The sequence below is a fragment of the Collinsella sp. AF18-8LB genome, from assembly GCF_003459795.1.
Lineage (GTDB): Bacteria > Actinomycetota > Coriobacteriia > Coriobacteriales > Coriobacteriaceae > Collinsella.
Genome location: NZ_QRWU01000001.1, coordinates 339998 through 357253 on the forward strand (window position 1 = coordinate 339998; position 17256 = coordinate 357253).

Below are 17256 nucleotides of genomic sequence, written 5' to 3' on the forward strand. Positions count from 1 at the left end.
CCCTTTGTGGTGGTTACCAGGGGGTTCTGGCGGTCGAGGACTCGATGGCCTCATGGCGCTTGAGCTCGCGGCGCATGGTTTGCGAATTGAGCCAGGCTGCTTGCCAGCCACGGATGGGGTAGCGCGTCTCGTCGAGTTCAAACTGCGTATAGCCGCAGGCGTTGATGATCGTTGTCCCGCATGCGTGCTGACGCTCGCGCTGAAAATTGCAACCGTAGCTTTGGTGCACATGCCCGTGCACCATGTAGTCGGGATTCCAGGATTCGAGTGCCGTGTTAAAGCATTCGAATCCTCGATGCGGTAGATCATCCAGATCGCCCACGCCGGCGGCGGGCGCATGGGTGAGCAAGATGTCGCAGCCGCCGACCATCCTCACTTTGTGGGACAGCTTGCGCACGCGCTTGGCCATCTCGCGCTCGGTGTACATGTTGGCGCCATCTCGGTAGCGCATGGAGCCGCCAAGCCCCGCAATGCGAACGCCGCGATACACGTACACGGTGTCTTCGACACAGATGCAGCCGCCCGGTGCATGACGTGCGTAGCGGTCATCGTGGTTGCCGCGGACGTAGATGAGCGGTTTGTTGATGACCGTGACCAAAAACTCAAGATAGTCCGGGTCCAGGTCGCCGGCAGACAGAATCAGGTCGACACCCTCAAAGCGCTCCTTGCGAAAGCACTCCCAAAGGCATCGTTCTTCGGTATCTGCTATGGCAAGGATCTTCATAGGGCGGTAACCCCCGGCTCATCGTCGAGCTGCGGAATGGTGCCCACCACGTTGTCCGCCAGCCAATTCATCTCGACAATCTGCGTGCTCGGCAGTGGGGGAAAGCCCTCAATCTGTACCACGCCGTCTTGGCTATGGAGCTCGCCGCCAAATGGATTGATGGAGCCCTCGACGATGCCATTGCGGAGTAGCTGAACAAGCTTGCGCGTCTGGTAGGGTAGGCCCGGAGCATAACGGATGTCGATAACACCTGAGCTCATGCCGTACCAGTAGTTGACGGCGCGAACCTGGCTGTCGTCACTGGTCTCATCCCAGGTGCCATGCAGCAGGCTTCGCACGATAAGCTCGTAGTATCGGCCCCAGTTCCATACCGGCATGGCAATGCCGACAGCCTTGCCATCGACCAGACGGTGGAGTCCGTATGCCGTGGGGTCTTCGAGTGACTTTGACATGTCGGCGCCGGTCATGACGCTCACACCTTCGCGGCACATGGCCTCGGCAAGGCCTCCGGCGGGCACATCGCCCCAGGTCAGGATAATTTGCGCACGGGGGTCGAGCAGTGAAGCGCCAATCGCAAAGGCGTTGATCTCGCTGAGCGCGCCCGAGGCGAAGACCGACGCGTGGTAACCGATGCGGTGGTTGTCCGCCATGCTGGCGGCAAGGGCGCCCAAGAGAAATTTGGCCTCATACATCTTGCCAAAGTACGAACGGACGCTTTGGTGGGGAAGGCCGATAGAGCAGTTGAGGAATCGCACCTGAGGATACTCGACGGCAGCCCTGAGCGTGTATTCCATCAGGCGGTGCGAGGTCGAGAAGATGACGTTTGCTCCATGTTTGACAGCCGTTTCCACGGCGGCGTAGAACACGTCCGGATCGTGGCAGTTCTCGAACGCCTCGGTGCGCACGATGCCGCCAAAGTGCTCGTCAAGATATTGACGCCCTTGATCGTGCAGGCTGTCCCAGCTCGATGTCGCACAGGGGAATTCGTGGATAAAGGCGATGCGCAGGGGGTTGGCGGCCGAGTAGACGGTCTTGCCCATAAAGAAGTTGAGCACGCCGGAGGTGGACTTGGCGGGCGACTCTTTCTCGTTGGGTTGAGGGGCTTCGACAAGATCGACCTTGTCCTCGTCACTTTTGCCGGCAATGACCAGCTCGCGCCAAATCTTGCACAGGCGGTTAACGACGATATCCGTCGGCGTATCCAGCAGGCGGTCCTGGTTGTACACATTGAGGTAGACGAGCATGGCGTCGGCGGGCGTAATGTCCAGATGGTCGCCACCTGCGCGAAGGTAGGCGCGCTTAAAGAGCAGGAAGGTGTGGCGCAGGTAGTCGACCTTTTTCTGCGGCCATTTTTCGATAAGGTTCTGACCGAGCATCTTGGCGAGCGTCTCGTAGCTTCCCTCGCGCGAGAACTCGATCTCGTATAGGGGACAGACGTGCCAAAACGCAGAGAACTCACCGTACAGGCGGCTTTCGACGGAATCCCATTTGCCGGGGTAGAGACGGGTGACCTTGGCGGAAACCGTTGGGGCGTCCAGGAATTTGAGGACACTGACGCGCTTGTTGCCCTCTTGGACGTAAAACCGATGCATGAACTCGGTTACGATGACGGGATCGCGATAGCCCTCGGTCACCTGGATGTCGTAGAGGTTGGACCACTTGCGGGCGAACTCGGTGCTAAACGGCAGCAGGGGCATAAAGTTGCACGAAAAGGCGGACTGACGGCCCTTGGTAACCGTACCGACGACCATTTCGAGCGGAATATCCCGCAGGCCGACGTTCTCTCGCCGACCTAAGGGGAGCTGAGCAACCAGGCTATCGAGGTCCGTAAGGTATGGATGCTCGCTTTGGCTGATGGCGCGACGACGCCCTTGCTCGCCGCGTTTGAGTGCTTGACGATAGGCCTCTCCCATGGTGTCTACTCCCTAAGTCGTTTAAACAACGATATGAACCATGGTACCACGAATGAAAACCACCACAAAGGTGCCTGTCCCCTTTGTGGTGGTTTAGGCAATGAGGGGAGCGATGGCACGAATGCAGGCGTCGGCAGCGGTGAAAGTGGTGCTGTCGTCGCTGACGATAAAGATAATCTTTCCTTTGATGCCAAAGTCGCCGATCTCGCTAAAGAGCACGTAGGGCTCCTTGTCAAAGCCCGAGATGGGCGAGACAGCCGTTTTGGTTGCGCTCGTGAGCTCGTCTGCCAGCGCGTCAAGGGAAGCCCATTTAGACGTGTCCTTTACGGCAACGGGCACGGCCACGCGCCCAAAGGGCATCAGATGCACGAGTGTGTTCTTGGAGATGTTGGAGTTGGGCACAATGATGGTCTGTCCACAGGCATCTTCGATGGTCGTGTGGCGCCAGGTGATGTCTTGGACCACGCCGGATACGCCGCCGACCTCGATATTGTCGCCGGGCTTGATGATGCCCATAAACGTCACTTGCATGCCGCCGATAAGGTTTGAGAGCGTGTCCTGAAAGCCGAGCGAGATGGCGATGCCGCCGACGCCAAGAGCGGCGACGAGTGCGTTTGCGTTGATGCCAAAACAGTTGTCGAGGATAAAGCTGCCGCCGATCATCCAGATGACGGCGCGCGCGATGTTGATGAAGATGCTCGATGAAGGGAGCGGGTTATCGTCGCGGTTAAGCAGGTGGTGCAGGGTCTTGGACGCGACTTTGGCGGCAACGGCGGTGCCGATGGCCAAGATGCCGGCCCAGATGATGTTGTGGACCCATCGTTGTGCAAAGAAATGAAGAATTGGCTCAAACAATTCCATGTAGGGAAACCTCCTCATGATCGTCCAACCATGATACCCACCAAGAAGCCCGTCCGATCAAATTCTGACGGGCTTCTGTGCTCGATATAAGGTTTGCACGGCGGGGCTGCAAGGCCCGGCGGTGTAGCTTAGCGTCGACGCTTCCAGATAATGCCGAGAATGATGATGACGATGCCGCCGATGAGGCATGCGCCGACCATAGCCAGCGTGCGGTCTCCCGTTGCGGCGAGCTTACCGGTCGTCTTCTTGGTGATGACCTTCGTGGTCGTCGTATCCGTCTGAGGCGAGGGCTCAGGCGCCGGGGCCGGTGTGGGCGTGGGGTCCACGGCGGCGGAGCCAAAGCTGATGGTGCCCGCGAGCGAGGCCATCTTGCTCTCCCAGCTGTTCTGCCCGATCAGCGCCCTTAGTGCTGACTCGCAGGTACCCCACTCGGTGTGCTTGGTGGCGTTTGCGAAGGTGGGGAAGTCGGTCGTGTTGGTGATGATGTAGTTGTTGGTGGCGACGGTATAGGTCTTGGCGGGGTCGAGCGTGCTGCCATCCTTGGTGAGCGTGGCGCTCACGATGCGCTTGCCTTCGGACTGCGTCCAATCGATTGTCACGTTGATGCCGCCGAAGGAAAGGATACTGCCGGAGTCGTCGCGCCACTTGTACATGTCTTGCGCCTCCTGCTCGGTGTGGCCGGCCGCCACGTAGGCTTGCTGAAGCTCGTAGCTGTGATTGCACTCGTCGCTGATCTGCAGCGAGTGCTCGAGCGCTGTCAGGAAGTCCGCACCGGTCATGGTCCAGGTCTCCACGGTGTTGCCGTAGGGCGAGATAGCGATGACGTTGCCGGCGGTCACATCGCCCGCCGCGATGCCGCCGCGGATGCCGCCCGCGTTCTCGATGGCGAGGTCCGCGTCCGTCAGGGCAAGATAAGAGCCGCAGATCACATGTCCGATGGTCTGGGCCTTGGTGGTGTCGCTCTCCTTGCTGGGGCGGAAATCGATGGTGCGCACCGTTTCCCAACCATGCGTGCCTGTGGCATCCTCGCCGTAGAAATAATTGGTAGAGCTCGTGCCGAGCACCTCGCTCGATGCGGCGCTAAAGGCATCGTCGAGCGGCTTGATCTTGTTGTTGTGGACCTCATCAAGGATGCTCTGATAGGTGGAGCCCTTGTTGGGGTCGGTCAAAAGAACGTTTACGTCCTTGGCGGTATAGAGCTTCTCGTCGCTTTTGCCTGCGTATACCGCCACCGTGTCATCGTCGGTGCTTTCGGTGCCCTTGGTGTCATACTCGTAGGGGACGGAAAGCAGTCCCACCTCGGCAAAGGCACTGCCCGCCTCGACAACGTGGATTGTCTTGCCGTCGGCTCCCGTTACCTTCTCGTTAAGGTTGATGTGCTCGTGGCCTGCGATAAGGGCATCGACGCCACGGAGCCGCGTGGCAAAGGTCTTGGCGTCGAGCGTGTGCGCGATACACACAACAACATCGCAGCCCTCCTTGCGCAGCTGCTCCGCCTCGGCATTGATGGCGTTCGCGGCACTCGAGAAGCTGGTGCCCGCGACCAGGTCCGCGCGCAGCGAGGAACCTAGCGACTCATCCATGGCTCCGACGACGCCGACCTTAATCTTGTAGTTAAACGTGGAACTGTCCTCGCCGTCCTTCCAAGTGCGGTTGAGCGTCTTGGTGATGCTCGAGCTCCATACGCCGTTCGAGGACGTTGCATTCGCGCAAAGCATGGCGAAGGGCGTACCGGTGGTGCTGTGGCCGGTCATGGCGCGGAGCTTGTCCGCGCCGTAGCTCCAGTCGTGGTTGCCCGGCGTGGTCGCGTCGTAGCCGTCGGCATAGAAGGTGTCCATGAGCTCGGCGATGCTTTTGCCCTCGCTCATGGTGGCGAAGGACTGTCCATGGAAGGTGTCACCCGCATCGAGCAGAAGATCGGGGGCGTTGCCCTGGGCGCTATAGAGGACTGCCAGTCCGTCAAAGCCCACAGTGCCGGTGCCCTTGCTTGCGTTGTAGCTGTACTTGTAGCTGCCGTGGATATCGTTGGTGTGCATGACGGTCACGGAGTCGTTGATCGCCTGGGGCAGATCGCTCGCAAGGGCGAGGCTGGGTGCGCCAGTGAACACGCCGGCAAGCAGCGCGGCGGTTAACGCAAGGCAGGGGACGAATCTTTTCATGGCAGTCTCCTTAGTCCTTAACAAAAACCACCACAAAGGTGCCTGTCCCCTTTGTGGTGGTTTTCTAAGTCGTTAGCTTAGCAGCATGCGGTCGTTGGCGAGCTCGCCGCCCGAGACCTCCTCGAACTTCTGCAGCAGGTCGGCGACGGTGAGCGACTTTTTCTCGTTGCCTGCCACATCGTAGATCACGTGGCCCTCGTGCATCATGATCAGACGGTTGCCCAGACGGATGGCGTCGTTCATGTTGTGTGTGACCATGAGCGTGGTCAGGTGGTTCTCGTCGACGATTTCCTCGGTCAGGTTGAGCACCTTCGATGCCGTCTTGGGGTCGAGGGCCGCCGTGTGCTCGTCGAGCAGCAGCAGGCGCGGCTTGGTGAGCGTGGCCATCAGCAGGGTGAGTGCCTGGCGCTGGCCACCCGAGAGCAGGCCGACCTTAGCGTTGAGGCGCGTATCCAGACCAAGGTCCAGACGCTTGAGCAGCTCAACGTACTCGTCCTTCTCGGCCTTGGTGACGCCCCACGAAAGACCGCGATGCTGGCCGCGGCGCTTGGCGAGGGCCAGGTTCTCGGCGATCTGCATGTCGGCTGCGGTGCCGCGCATGGGATCCTGGAACACGCGGCCCAGGTACTTGGCGCGCTGCGACTCGCTCAGGCGCGAGATATCGGTGCCGTCGAGCTCGATAACGCCCGAATCGAGCGGATACACGCCGGCGATCATGTTGAGCAGCGTGGACTTGCCGGCGCCGTTGCCGCCAATCACGGTTACAAAGTCGCCGTCGTTAAGGGTGAGGTCGACACCGGTGAGCGCGCGCTTCTCGGTGACGGTGCCCTTGTTAAAGGTCTTCTTGACGTGTGAGAGCTTAAGCATCAGCCTCATCTCCCTTCGTGTAGGAGCTGCGGAGCTTATATCGCTCCCAAACCACGGGCACGCACAGGGCCACGGCCACGATTACGGCGGAGAGCAGCTTCATGTCGTTGGCGTCCATGCCCAGCTGCAGCACGATGGCGCGGATAAGGAAGTACACCACGGAGCCAAAGACGGCGGAGGCAAGACGGACGCTAAACTGCGTGAGTCCGCCGGGCAGCAGGCGACCGAGCACTTCGCCGATGACGATGGCGGCAAGGCCGATAACGATGGCGCCTGTGCCCATGCCAATGTCGGCATACTTTTGGCTCTGGCAGATAAGCGCACCCGAAAGGCCGATGAGGGCGTTGGAGAGCACGAGAGCGATCATCTTGGTGGAGTTGGTGTTAACGCCCAAGGCGCGGATCATGTACTCGTTGTTGCCGGTGGCGCGCAGCGCGGAGCCGATCTCGGTACCAAAGAACCAGTACAGGATGGCAACGATGGCCACGGCGAGCAGGATGCCCAAGATGATGGCAACGGTGGACTGCGGCAGACCGGTCATATTGCTGACGGCCGAGAACACGGTGCCCTTGGCAAGGATGGGCGTGTTGGATTTGCCCATGATGCGCAGGTTGACGGACCACAGGCTAATTTGGGTGAGGATTCCAGCGAGGATCGCGGGAATCTCGAAGACGGTGGTCAGAATGCCCGTGACCGCGCCCGCGATGGCGCCGGCGCACATGCCGGCCAGCACGGCGAGCAGCGGGTCGACGTTATTGTTGACGATGAGTACGGCGCAGACACAGCCGCCGAGGGCAAAGCTGCCGTCGCAGGTCATATCGGGGATGTCGAGCAGGCGGAACGTGATAAACACGCCAAGCACCATAATGCCCCAGAGGACGCCCTGCGAAACGGCGCCCTGCAATGCAATGAGCATGCTTCATACCTCCTAGGATAGGGTGGACACGTGATGTTCCATAATAGCGGTAACAATGAATATAAGAGCGGCAGGCAAACGTTTTGTTTTATCTGAAACAAGCAGGGCGAACGTCGGTCTATGACGTTCGCCCCAATGACTCAGATATTGAATAACGCAGCTATAGTGCGAGAACGAACCCTAGATGCGTTATGGCGCATGGCGCTACTCGTCCAGGGCGGAAAGGTCGATGCCCAGCGCCTCGGCCATCTCGTCGTTCTTGACGACGACCAAGTCCTTGCTCGAGAGGTGCTCGATAGCCATATCCTCGGGCTTGGCCTCGCCCTTCAGGATCTTAACGGCCATCTCGCCCGCGGCATAGCCCAGGTCCTCATAGTTGATGGAGAGGGTGAACAGACCGCCGGCCTTGCACATGCCCTCCTCGCCGGTAACGAAGGGGAGCTTGTTCTCCTTGCAGATCTGACCGACCTGCGAAGCGCCCGCGGCGATGGTGTTGTCGGTGGGGGAGTAGAGCGCGTCGACCTTGCCCACGGCGGACTCGACGACGGACTGGATCTCGTTGGAGCTCGAGACGGTGAAGTCGGTGTACTCCAGGCCAAGCTTGTCGAGTTCCTTCTTGGCGGCCTTGATTTGGACGTCGGAGTTGGACTCGGCGGTGCAGTAGAGCAGGCCGACCTTCTTTACGTCGGGCAGGACCTTCTGCATCATCTCGAGTTGCTCGGCGACCGGGGTAAGGTCGGAGGCGCCGGTGACGTTGGTGCCGGGCCTGTCGTTGTCCTGGACCAGGCCGGAGGCGGCGTAGTCGGTGATGGCGCAGCCCACGATGGGGATATCCGCCGTGGCACCGGCAGCAGCCTGTGCGGCGGGCGTGGCGATGGCGTAGATCAGGTCGACGCCATCGCCCACGAACTTGTCGGCGATGGACTTACACGTGGACTGGTCGTTCTGGGCGTTCTTCTGGTCGATCTTGACCTTAAGGCCGCTTTTCTTGATGGCCTTGACAAAGCCGTTGTTGGCGGCATCGAGTGCGGAGTGCTCGGTGAGCTGCAGAACGCCGATGGTGTAGTCGGAACCGGCGGCAGCAGAGCCGGAACCAGAGTTGCCGCCGCATCCGGCGAGCGGGGCGAGCGCGAGCAGGCCGGCGGAGACCAGAAGGCTCCTGCGGCTGATGGTGATGTCCTTCATATCATTACCCCCAGTATAAAAATGGCTGGAAACACTGCACTGGGACAAAGTGCAAGTGGAACTATAGTAACGCCGATGTCCATTTTTACAACAGCCTGGCGGGTTTTTTAATACAGAACCGGATAGGCGGTACGGGTAGTCGAATGGGTGACAGAGATGCTTATGCGGCGGAGACGGCGTCATCATCCTCGTCCAGGGCGGCAAAGAGTTTCTTGCCGTCAAGGAGGCGCGTGCTGACGTTTCTCATACGGGTGATCTCGACGGTGCGCAGCGTATCGTCGGTGCCTCGGGCGTCGTAGACCGTTCCCAGCAGATACGAGATGCCATCGCGCTGCCTGATGGCAAAGGGTCGGAGCGTCATCCGCACCGCTTCGGTTGCGCCACGGGCGAGGGTACTCGAGATATCAAAGCTGACGGTCGTTCCGTGGTCGATGGCCTGCTCGACGAGCTCGCACGTGTCGATGCGCTTGATGGGCGTGCGTGTTGCCTTGGTAGCCTTGCTGCTTGCGCTTGGAGCGGGTTCGGGTGTATCGAGGTAGTCGCGAACGTCGGCACTCGCCATGGCAACTAAATGCTGCGCCATGCTCTTGCGGATAGCGATAGGCGTGGAGCGGTTGCGCATGACCATGCCGTGGAGTCGGATGATCTCTTCATCGGTGAGCGGGCGGGTAAGAAGTTTGTAGCCCACGCCGCGTTTGTAGTCGATTTCGTATCCGGCGTGACGAAGCGCGGATATCGAGGTGTAGATGCTGCGCCGCGCCGCCGAGATGGGCATGCGGGTGGGGTCATCGGGATGGGCGAGGTGCTCGATTAACTCATCGGAAAGCAATGCCTTGTCTTCGCCGGTGTTTTCGCTCAAGAGCTGCAGGATGCGCACGGCGCGATAGGCCGCCATCGAGGCGGCGCCTCTGGTCGTGGTCTCATAGTTTTCAACAACGGCTTCGGTCATAACGCCCACGTCCTTTCCATTTTGGGTGGCGACGGTACGGAGCCTAGGACGCGGGGCTTGCCTAGGGGCGCAAGGCGCTCTGGGCGGTCGGTAGTTGTCGGCAAGCGGCGGGTCGAGTTTTCAACAGCCCTGCTCAACTAACCAAAACCTTGCCAAAAGCTTGACGGGTGCTGTTGAAAAAAGCGCCCCTCGGCTTGCCGAGAGGCGCTGGCGCGATGCGCTGTAACGCGCTGGGTGGCGCTGTGGCGATTAGAAGTCGGCGTTGCCCACGGTGCGCGGGTGCGGCAGGACGTCGCGGATGTTGCCCACGCCGGTGAGGTACATCACCAAGCGCTCGAAGCCCAGACCGTAGCCGGCGTGCTTGCAGGAACCGTAGCGGCGCAGGTCAAGGTAGTACTTGTACTGCTCGGGATTCATACCCAGGTCCTTGATGCGGGCCTCGAGCAGATCCAGGCGCTCCTCGCGCTGGGAGCCGCCGATAATCTCGCCGATACCGGGAACCAGGCAGTCGGCGGCGGCGACGGTCTTGCCGTCCTCGTTCATGCGCATGTAGAACGCCTTGATCTCGGCCGGGTAGTCGGTTACGAAGGTCGGGCGCTTAAAGTGCTCTTCGGTCAGGAAACGCTCGTGCTCGGTCTGCAGGTCGATGCCCCAGCTGACGGGGTAGTCGAACTGGTGACCCGCGGCGACTGCCTGCTCCAGGATCTCGACGGCCTCGGTGTAGGTAACGCGGGCAAAGTCGGAGTTTGCCACGTGGTTCAGGCGCTCGACCAGGCCCTTGTCCACAAACTTGTTGAGCATGTTGAGCTCGTCGGGGCAGGTGGCCATAACGTCCTTAAGGACGTACTTGAGCATGGCCTCGGCGTTATCCATGTAGTCGTTAAGGTCGGCAAAGGCCATCTCGGGCTCGATCATCCAAAACTCGGCGGCGTGACGCGTGGTGTTGGAGTTTTCGGCGCGGAAGGTGGGGCCAAAGGTGTACACGTCGCCAAAGGCCATGGCAAAGTTCTCGGCATTGAGCTGACCGGACACGGTGAGGCTCGCATGCTTACCAAAGAAGTCCTGGCTCCAGTCGACCTCGCCGGACTCGGTGAGGGGCGGATTTTTGGGGTCGAGCGTGGTCACGCGGAACATCTCGCCGGCACCCTCGCAGTCACTCGTGGTGATGATGGGGGTGTTGACGTAGACAAAGCCCTGCTCCTGGAAGAACCGGTGGATGGCGGCAGCCGCGACAGAGCGGATGCGGAACACGGCGCGGAACAGGTTAGTGCGCGGGCGCAGGTGCTGCTGGGTGCGCAGGAACTCGACGGTTGCGCGCTTCTTCTGCAGCGGGTAATCCGGGGCGCTCGTGCCCTCGACCTCGATGGAGGTGGCAGAAAGCTCGAAGGGCTGGGGCGCATCGGGGGTCAGTTTGACGGTGCCAGTGCAAATGAGTGCGGCCGAGACGTTTTGGTGGGCGATTTCGTCGTAGTTGTCGAGCGCCTCGCGGTTCATGACGACCTGCAGGTCGCGGAAGCAGCTGCCGTCGTTGAGCGTAACAAAGCCAAAGTTCTTCATGTCGCGGACGGACTTGACCCAGCCGGCGACAGTGACGGTCTGGCCGCCGAGCGACTCGGCATCGGCATAGAGCTGCGCGATTTTGGTGCGGTTCACGTATCCTCCCATAGCGGTTGAATGATAGTTATCCATACAGTTCGATATTCTAGCAGCTCGGCTCATTTGGGCTATACAGACAAGGCATTGGCGGGATGGTTTTTCAAACGAAAAGCGCCCGCGGCCAAATGGTCGCGGGCGCTTGACGAGGTGCCTTTTGGCTGTGTGGCACGGGGCCTGGCTACTTGGTCTTGGCTACCAGCAGCGGGTCGCCAAGCTTGACGAGTGGGTTGCCGCCGATAAGCGTTCCAGACTCGCCGACATGGTCGATGCTCTTAAGACGATCGAGCTCGGAGACGATGACGGTCACGATGTCCTCGTGACCGGCGGCCTTAATAGCCTCGCGGTCGAAGCTGATGAGCGGCTGGCCTGCCTTGACCACATCGCCCATCTCGACAAAGCGGGCAAAACCCTTGCCGTTCATTTCCACGGTGCCCAGGCCAACATGGATGAACACGCGAAGACCGTCCTCGGTGATCATGCCGATGGAGTGGTTGGTGACGGTGGTGGCGCCGATGCGGCCGTTGGCGGGCGCATAGATGGTGCCGGTGATGGGCTCGATGCCATAGCCCTGACCGAGCATGCCCGCGGCGATGGTCTCGTCGGGAACCTCGTCCAGATTGACGAGTACGCCGTTGACAGGGGCATAGATGACGCCTTCGCGGGTAGCGAAGCTTGCTGAGGGCGGAACGGACGCCTCGCCCGACGAAGTGAACGTGGACTTGAGCGAATCGAGCAGACCCATAGTTGCCTCCAACGTATCAAGCGCGCCTGTTGCACGCGTGTAATGTAGCCGGAAACGTTACGTATGTGTTTCCCGGCACGGTCAGCGTCCCTATTTTACGCTGTGAAACGATAGTGCTGAGCTGGGATTATGTGATATATCAGTTGAAAGGGAACTTATTGCGGGAGTGTTTCTGCGCCGTGGGTCCAACTGGGGTACGCTTGAGGACGAAAAAATAGTGCGCACGAATTGCGCGAAGGGAGCACCAATTGATTATCGAGAGTCATGCGCTGTGGGGCGAGGAGCCGACTGAGGAGTATCCGGCGACGTTTACCTATTTGGGCGCCGAGCCGCTGCCCGATAAGCCTAATGGTCGTCGCCCGGCAGCGATCATCTGCGGCGGAGGCGCGTTTACGCACATCGCTCCGCATGAGCAAGATCCGGTGGCGTTTGCGTTTTTGGATCACGGGTACCAGGCTTTTGTGCTCAACTATGTGACAAGCGGCACGGGCGACGTGAGTTTTCCGCACCCGCAGGCCGATCTTGCCAAGATGGTCGCCACGGTGCGCGCTAATGCCGACGAATGGCATGTCGACCCCAAGCGCGTGTGCGTCGTGGGCTTTTCGGCGGGCGGCATGATTTGTGCCTCGTTAGCAACGCAGTGGAAGACCGGTCCCTTTGCGGCGCTTGCCGGGGTGCGTCCGGATGATATTCGCCCCGATGCCGTGGTGCTGGGCTATCCATTGCTCGACCTTGCCTATGTGCGCGACATGCAGACGTGCGATCCGCGCATTGACCTGCGCGTGCCCAAGACGGGCGGCAAGACGGGACGTGATTTGCTTAACGACTACCTGTCGATGGTGACGGGCGGTGAGGCAACCGACGAACACTTGGCCGACATCTGCCCCACCACGCATGTTTCGCGCCAGATGCCGCCGACCTTTGTGTGGGGCGTGTCCGACGACAAGACGGCGCCGATCGCGCAGGTCTACCCGTTTGCGCAGCGCATGGCCGAGGAGGGCGTCGCATGCGAGATGCACGTCTTTGACCAGGGCGGCCACGGCCTTTCGCTCGGCAACGCCAACACCGCAGTCGACAACGAGGACAAGCAGGTGGCGGTCCGTCCTTGGATTCGTCTAGCCTTCCGCTTCCTCGAGCGTCACGGGTTTTAGTTACGGCGTTTTACCAAACGCCGTAACTGCTCGACGCTGCAAGTCCGCCAGGGCGGCAATCTGCCTTTCAACTTCGGCGGCATGACCAGAAGGTCAATGCCGCCTCGTTTCAAGGCACCTTGCTCGCTCTGGCGGGTTTTCGCTGTCGGTTCCAAGAACATCGAGGTAGTCATTGGGGACGTTCTTGGTAGTCATTGGGGACGTTCTTAAGCGACTAGTCGAAAGGGACACTCTTGCGGCACTTGGCACTCGGGGACGTTCCTTTTGTGCCGGCACTTGGGGACGGTCCTTGCACCGATCTGTCGATTGAACATCGTTGCATGTTCGCGCTATCATGCATGCTTAAAATTGGTTAGCCATGGCAAACGGTTAGCCATGGTGAACATAAATACAAAGCCCTGTGGGCGCCGGGGGAGGAACACGGACGTGAGACTCGATACACTCGAGATTGGAAAGGACGCCGTTGTCGCATCGGTGGCATCGGACGATCAGGCACTCCGACAGCATATTTTGGACATGGGTCTAACGCCGGGCACCGAAGTCACCATGATGAAGTACGCCCCTATGGGCGATCCGCTCGAGATCCGTCTGCGTGGCTACGAGCTGACGCTGCGCAAGGACGATGCCGCTCGCATTGAGCTCGTGGGCATCCACGACACCGATACGGGTCCGCGCGTGAACGCCGCTATTGGCACAACGGAGCACCCGGCCCTCGGCGAGGGAACGTATTCGCCCCGCGCGGCAAAGACGGCCGTGCCCGAGGGCGCGCCGCTGCACTTTGCCCTCGCCGGCAACCAAAACTGCGGCAAGACCACGCTGTTCAACCAACTGACGGGCTCCAACCAGCACGTCGGTAACTTTCCCGGCGTGACGGTCGACCGCAAAGACGGCACCATCCGCAACCATCCCGAGGCGAGCGTTACCGACCTGCCCGGCATTTACTCCCTGTCGCCGTACACGGGCGAAGAGATTGTGAGCCGTCAATTTATCCTGGACGAGCATCCCGACGCCATCATCGACATCATCGACGCTACTAATATTGAACGCAACCTGTACCTAACGCTGCAGCTTATGGAGCTCGATCGCCCCATGGTCATCGCGCTCAACATGATGGACGAGGTGACGGCCAACGGCGGCGCCGTGGACGTCAACCTGCTCGAGAGCCTGTTGGGCGTGCCTGTTGTCCCCATTAGCGCTGCCCGCAACGAGGGCATCGGCGAGTTGGTGGATCATGCCTTGCACGTGGCGCGGTTCCGTGAGCGCCCCGGTCGCCTGGACTTCTGTGCGCCCGATGGCTCGGACGGCGGTGCGCTGCATCGCTGCATCCACGGCATTGCCAACCTTATCGAGGACCATGCCGCGACGGCGCACATTCCCGTGCGTTTTGCGGCGACCAAGCTGGTTGAGGGCGACGAGCTGGTAACCGAGGCGCTTCACCTGGACCGTAACGAGCTTGACGCCATCGAGCACATCATTACCCAGATGGAGGGCGAGGCCGGCACCGACCGCCTGTCCGCGCTGGCCGACATGCGCTTTAGCTTTATCGGCGACGTGTGCGGGCATTGCGTCGTCAAGCCGCATGAGAGCCGCGAACACGTGCGCTCCGTCAAGATCGATCGTATCCTGACGGGCCGTTATACGGCCATTCCGGCGTTCCTGGTGATCATGGGCCTCGTCTTTTGGCTGACGTTTGGCGTGATCGGCGCGGCGTTGCAGGGCCTCATGGAGGACGGCATCGCTGCCATCATCGCCTCGGCCGATGCGGGTCTCAAGGTGTTCGGCACCAACGACGTGGTGCGCTCGCTGGCTGTCGACGGCGTGCTCACAGGCGTGGGCAGCGTGCTCACCTTCCTGCCGATCATCGTCGTGCTCTTCTTGTTCCTCTCTATTTTGGAGGACTCGGGCTACATGGCGCGCGTGGCCTTTGTCATGGATAAGGTGCTGCGCCGCTTTGGCCTGTCGGGTCGCAGCTTCGTGCCCATGCTCGTCGGTTTTGGCTGCACCGTGCCGGCTATCATGTCGACCCGCACGTTGCCGTCCGAGCACGACCGCAAGATGACGGTCATGCTCACGCCGTTTATGAGCTGCTCGGCCAAGCTGCCGGTCTACGGTCTGCTGTGCGGGGCGTTTTTCCCACAGGCGACGGTTCCCGCTATGGTCTCGCTTTATCTGATCGGCATTGCGGTTGGTTGCATCGCGGCTTTGGTGCTTAACCGCACGGCATTTAAGGGCGACCCGGTGCCGTTTATCATGGAGCTTCCCAATTACCGCCTACCGAGCGTCAAGACGACGGTGATGCTGGCATGGGATAAGGCCAAGGACTTTATTACCAAGGCCTTTACCATTATCTTTGCCGCTACCGTGGTCATCTGGTTCCTTCAGACGTTCGACATTCGCTTTAATGTGGTCGCCGATCAGTCGCAGAGCCTACTTGCCGGTCTGGGTAGCATTATCGCACCGGCGCTGACGCCGCTTGGGTTTGGCGACTGGCGTGCATCCACGGCGCTCGTTACTGGACTTATCGCCAAGGAGAGCGTTATCTCGACCCTCACGGTGCTTTTGGGTACAACCTCGCCCGCGGCACTGTCGACCATGTTCTCGCCGTTTACCGCCTACGTGTTCCTGGTCTTTACGTTGCTGTACCCGCCGTGTGTGGCGGCAATCGGTGCCGTCAAGAGCGAACTGGGTGCGCGCTACGCCGTGGCCGTGTTCGCGTTCCAAGTGACGGTCGCCTGGATCGTGGCGTTTGTCGTGCATTCGGCGGGCATATTGCTGGGGTTGGCTTAGTTATGTATTGACGGCGCAACCTCTGTGTATCGAATTGTTTTCGGCCCTGCATCTGTACTGACGGATGCGGGGCCGTTGCTATATAATCGCCCACCGCTCAAGATAATCGGAGAGGTTTTCCTATATGGCTCAAACAAAGCAAGATGGCATCTCGCTCAAGCAGTGGCTCCCGCTTATCGGGCTCGCCTGTTGCGCGTTCGTGTTCAACACGTCGGAGTTTATGCCCATCGGCCTTCTGACTGATATCGCCGCGTCGTTCTCGCTCACCGAGGCCCAAGCCGGCATCATGATCTCGGTCTATGCTTGGGGCGTCATGCTGCTGTCGCTGCCACTCATGGTGTTTGCCTCGCGCTTTGAGTTCAAGCGTATGCTGCTCGGTGTGCTCGCCGTGTTTTCTCTGGGTCAGTTCCTGTCCGCTGTGGCACCGACATATCCCATCCTGGTCTGTGCGCGCCTGGTGGTCGCCTGCGCGCATGCCGTGTTCTGGTCGGTCGCCTCGATCATGGCTTCGCGCCTGGTCGACACCCGCCACGGAGCGCTCGCCATCAGCATGATCGCCACGGGCTCGTCTATCGCGCAGATTTTCGGCCTGCCCCTCGGTCGTGCCATCGGCCTGGCCGTGGGCTGGCGCATGACGTTTGCCGTGGTCGGGGCCTTCTCTGCCGCCGCGGTGGTGTACCAGGCCGCGGTGTTCCCGGCCATGCCGGCGGGTGAGCGCTTTACCGTTAAGCAGCTGCCCGAGCTGCTCAAGAACCCGTTCCTGATCGCGCTCTACGCGGTCACGGTCTTTATGGCGACCGGCTATTACGCAAGCTACAGCTATATCGAGCCCTTCCTGGCGCAGGTCGCACACGTCGATGCGGGCGCCATCACCATGACGCTGACGGCGTTTGGCTGTTCTGGTCTGCTCGGAAGCTGGCTGTTTGGCCGCCTGTTCGATGGGCATCGCTTCCCGTTCTTGGCTATCACGCTCTCCGGCGTGCCGGTGGCTCTGCTGCTTATGGCCCCCGCAGCCTCGGCACTCGTGTTGGTGCTTGCCGTCTGCGCACTATGGGGCTGCTGCGCCACGGCCTTTAACGTGGCGTTTCAGGCCGAGCTCATCAAGTACACGCCGGCAGACTCGTCGGCCGTCGCCATGTCGATCTTCTCGGGCCTGTTTAACCTTGGTATCGGCACGGGCACCGCGATCGGCGGAGCCGTGGTGTCGGGCCCCGGTATCGCCTGGATCGGCTACGCGGGCGGCACGATTGCCGTCGTGGGCGTCATCCTCGCCATCACCGTGCTGTTCCCGGCCATACGCCGCGCAAAGCCTGTCGCCTAACCACACCCCCTCATCAGCTGCGGCG

The 17256-nt window shown here is 60.6% G+C and carries 13 protein-coding genes; 3 read left to right on the forward strand and 10 right to left on the reverse strand.

The features are described from left to right. Window positions 1–13 precede the first annotated feature (13 nt). The 10 genes from DWX25_RS01535 to DWX25_RS01580 all read right to left on the reverse strand — a co-directional run bounded on the left by DWX25_RS01535 (window position 14) and on the right by DWX25_RS01580 (window position 11972). The gene (locus DWX25_RS01535) at window positions 14–724 is read right to left on the reverse strand and encodes a metallophosphoesterase (protein ID WP_117798543.1); all 711 of its coding nucleotides are present in this window, start codon (window positions 722–724) and stop codon (window positions 14–16) included. Beyond that, window positions 721–2637: a BMP family ABC transporter substrate-binding protein gene (locus tag DWX25_RS01540; RefSeq protein ID WP_117798545.1), complete on the reverse strand. Its 1917-nt coding sequence runs from the start codon at window positions 2635–2637 to the stop codon at window positions 721–723. The genes DWX25_RS01535 and DWX25_RS01540 overlap by 4 nt, the downstream gene beginning before the upstream one ends. A gap of 93 nt (window positions 2638–2730) precedes the next feature. Continuing rightward, entirely contained in the window at window positions 2731–3498 is a 768-nt protein-coding gene (locus DWX25_RS01545) for a mechanosensitive ion channel family protein (protein WP_117734305.1), read from the reverse strand. Window positions 3499–3626: 128 nt separating this feature from the next. Then, entirely contained in the window at window positions 3627–5657 is a 2031-nt protein-coding gene (locus DWX25_RS01550; protein WP_117798547.1) for a bifunctional UDP-sugar hydrolase/5'-nucleotidase, read from the reverse strand. A 72-nt stretch (window positions 5658–5729) separates the two neighbouring features. Further along, window positions 5730–6524: an ABC transporter ATP-binding protein gene (locus DWX25_RS01555; protein ID WP_117743088.1), complete on the reverse strand. Its 795-nt coding sequence runs from the start codon at window positions 6522–6524 to the stop codon at window positions 5730–5732. Continuing rightward, window positions 6517–7440, reverse strand: a complete 924-nt coding sequence (locus DWX25_RS01560) for an ABC transporter permease (protein ID WP_117743087.1) — start codon at window positions 7438–7440, stop codon at window positions 6517–6519. Before DWX25_RS01560 ends, DWX25_RS01555 begins: the two co-directional genes overlap by 8 nt. A 204-nt stretch (window positions 7441–7644) precedes the next feature. Continuing rightward, complete coding sequence (locus DWX25_RS01565; protein WP_117798549.1) at window positions 7645–8625, reverse strand: ABC transporter substrate-binding protein; 981 nt, start codon at window positions 8623–8625, stop codon at window positions 7645–7647. A gap of 160 nt (window positions 8626–8785) precedes the next feature. Next, entirely contained in the window at window positions 8786–9574 is a 789-nt protein-coding gene (locus DWX25_RS01570; RefSeq protein WP_117798551.1) for a hypothetical protein, read from the reverse strand. Between the two features lie 249 nt (window positions 9575–9823). Next, window positions 9824–11227 carry an asparagine--tRNA ligase gene (gene asnS / locus DWX25_RS01575; RefSeq protein WP_117798553.1) on the reverse strand — a complete coding sequence of 468 codons (1404 nt, stop codon included), beginning with the start codon at window positions 11225–11227 and terminating at the stop codon, window positions 9824–9826. Window positions 11228–11408: 181 nt separating this feature from the next. Continuing rightward, window positions 11409–11972 carry a PTS glucose transporter subunit IIA gene (locus DWX25_RS01580; protein WP_117743083.1) on the reverse strand — a complete coding sequence of 188 codons (564 nt, stop codon included), beginning with the start codon at window positions 11970–11972 and terminating at the stop codon, window positions 11409–11411. A 248-nt stretch (window positions 11973–12220) separates the two neighbouring features. On the opposite strand from DWX25_RS01580, the gene DWX25_RS01585 reads away from it, so the two are divergent. The 3 genes from DWX25_RS01585 (at window position 12221) to DWX25_RS01595 (ending at window position 17231) form a co-directional block, all read left to right on the forward strand. Next, window positions 12221–13123, forward strand: coding sequence for an alpha/beta hydrolase (locus tag DWX25_RS01585; RefSeq protein ID WP_117798555.1), 903 nt, complete (start codon window positions 12221–12223; stop codon window positions 13121–13123). Window positions 13124–13498: 375 nt separating this feature from the next. Continuing rightward, a complete protein-coding gene (gene feoB / locus DWX25_RS01590) occupies window positions 13499–15910 on the forward strand; it encodes a ferrous iron transport protein B (protein ID WP_117798557.1) in 2412 nt (803 codons plus the stop codon). Window positions 15911–16034: 124 nt separating this feature from the next. After that, window positions 16035–17231: an MFS transporter gene (locus DWX25_RS01595; RefSeq protein ID WP_117798559.1), complete on the forward strand. Its 1197-nt coding sequence runs from the start codon at window positions 16035–16037 to the stop codon at window positions 17229–17231. Window positions 17232–17256: the final 25 nt, after the last annotated feature.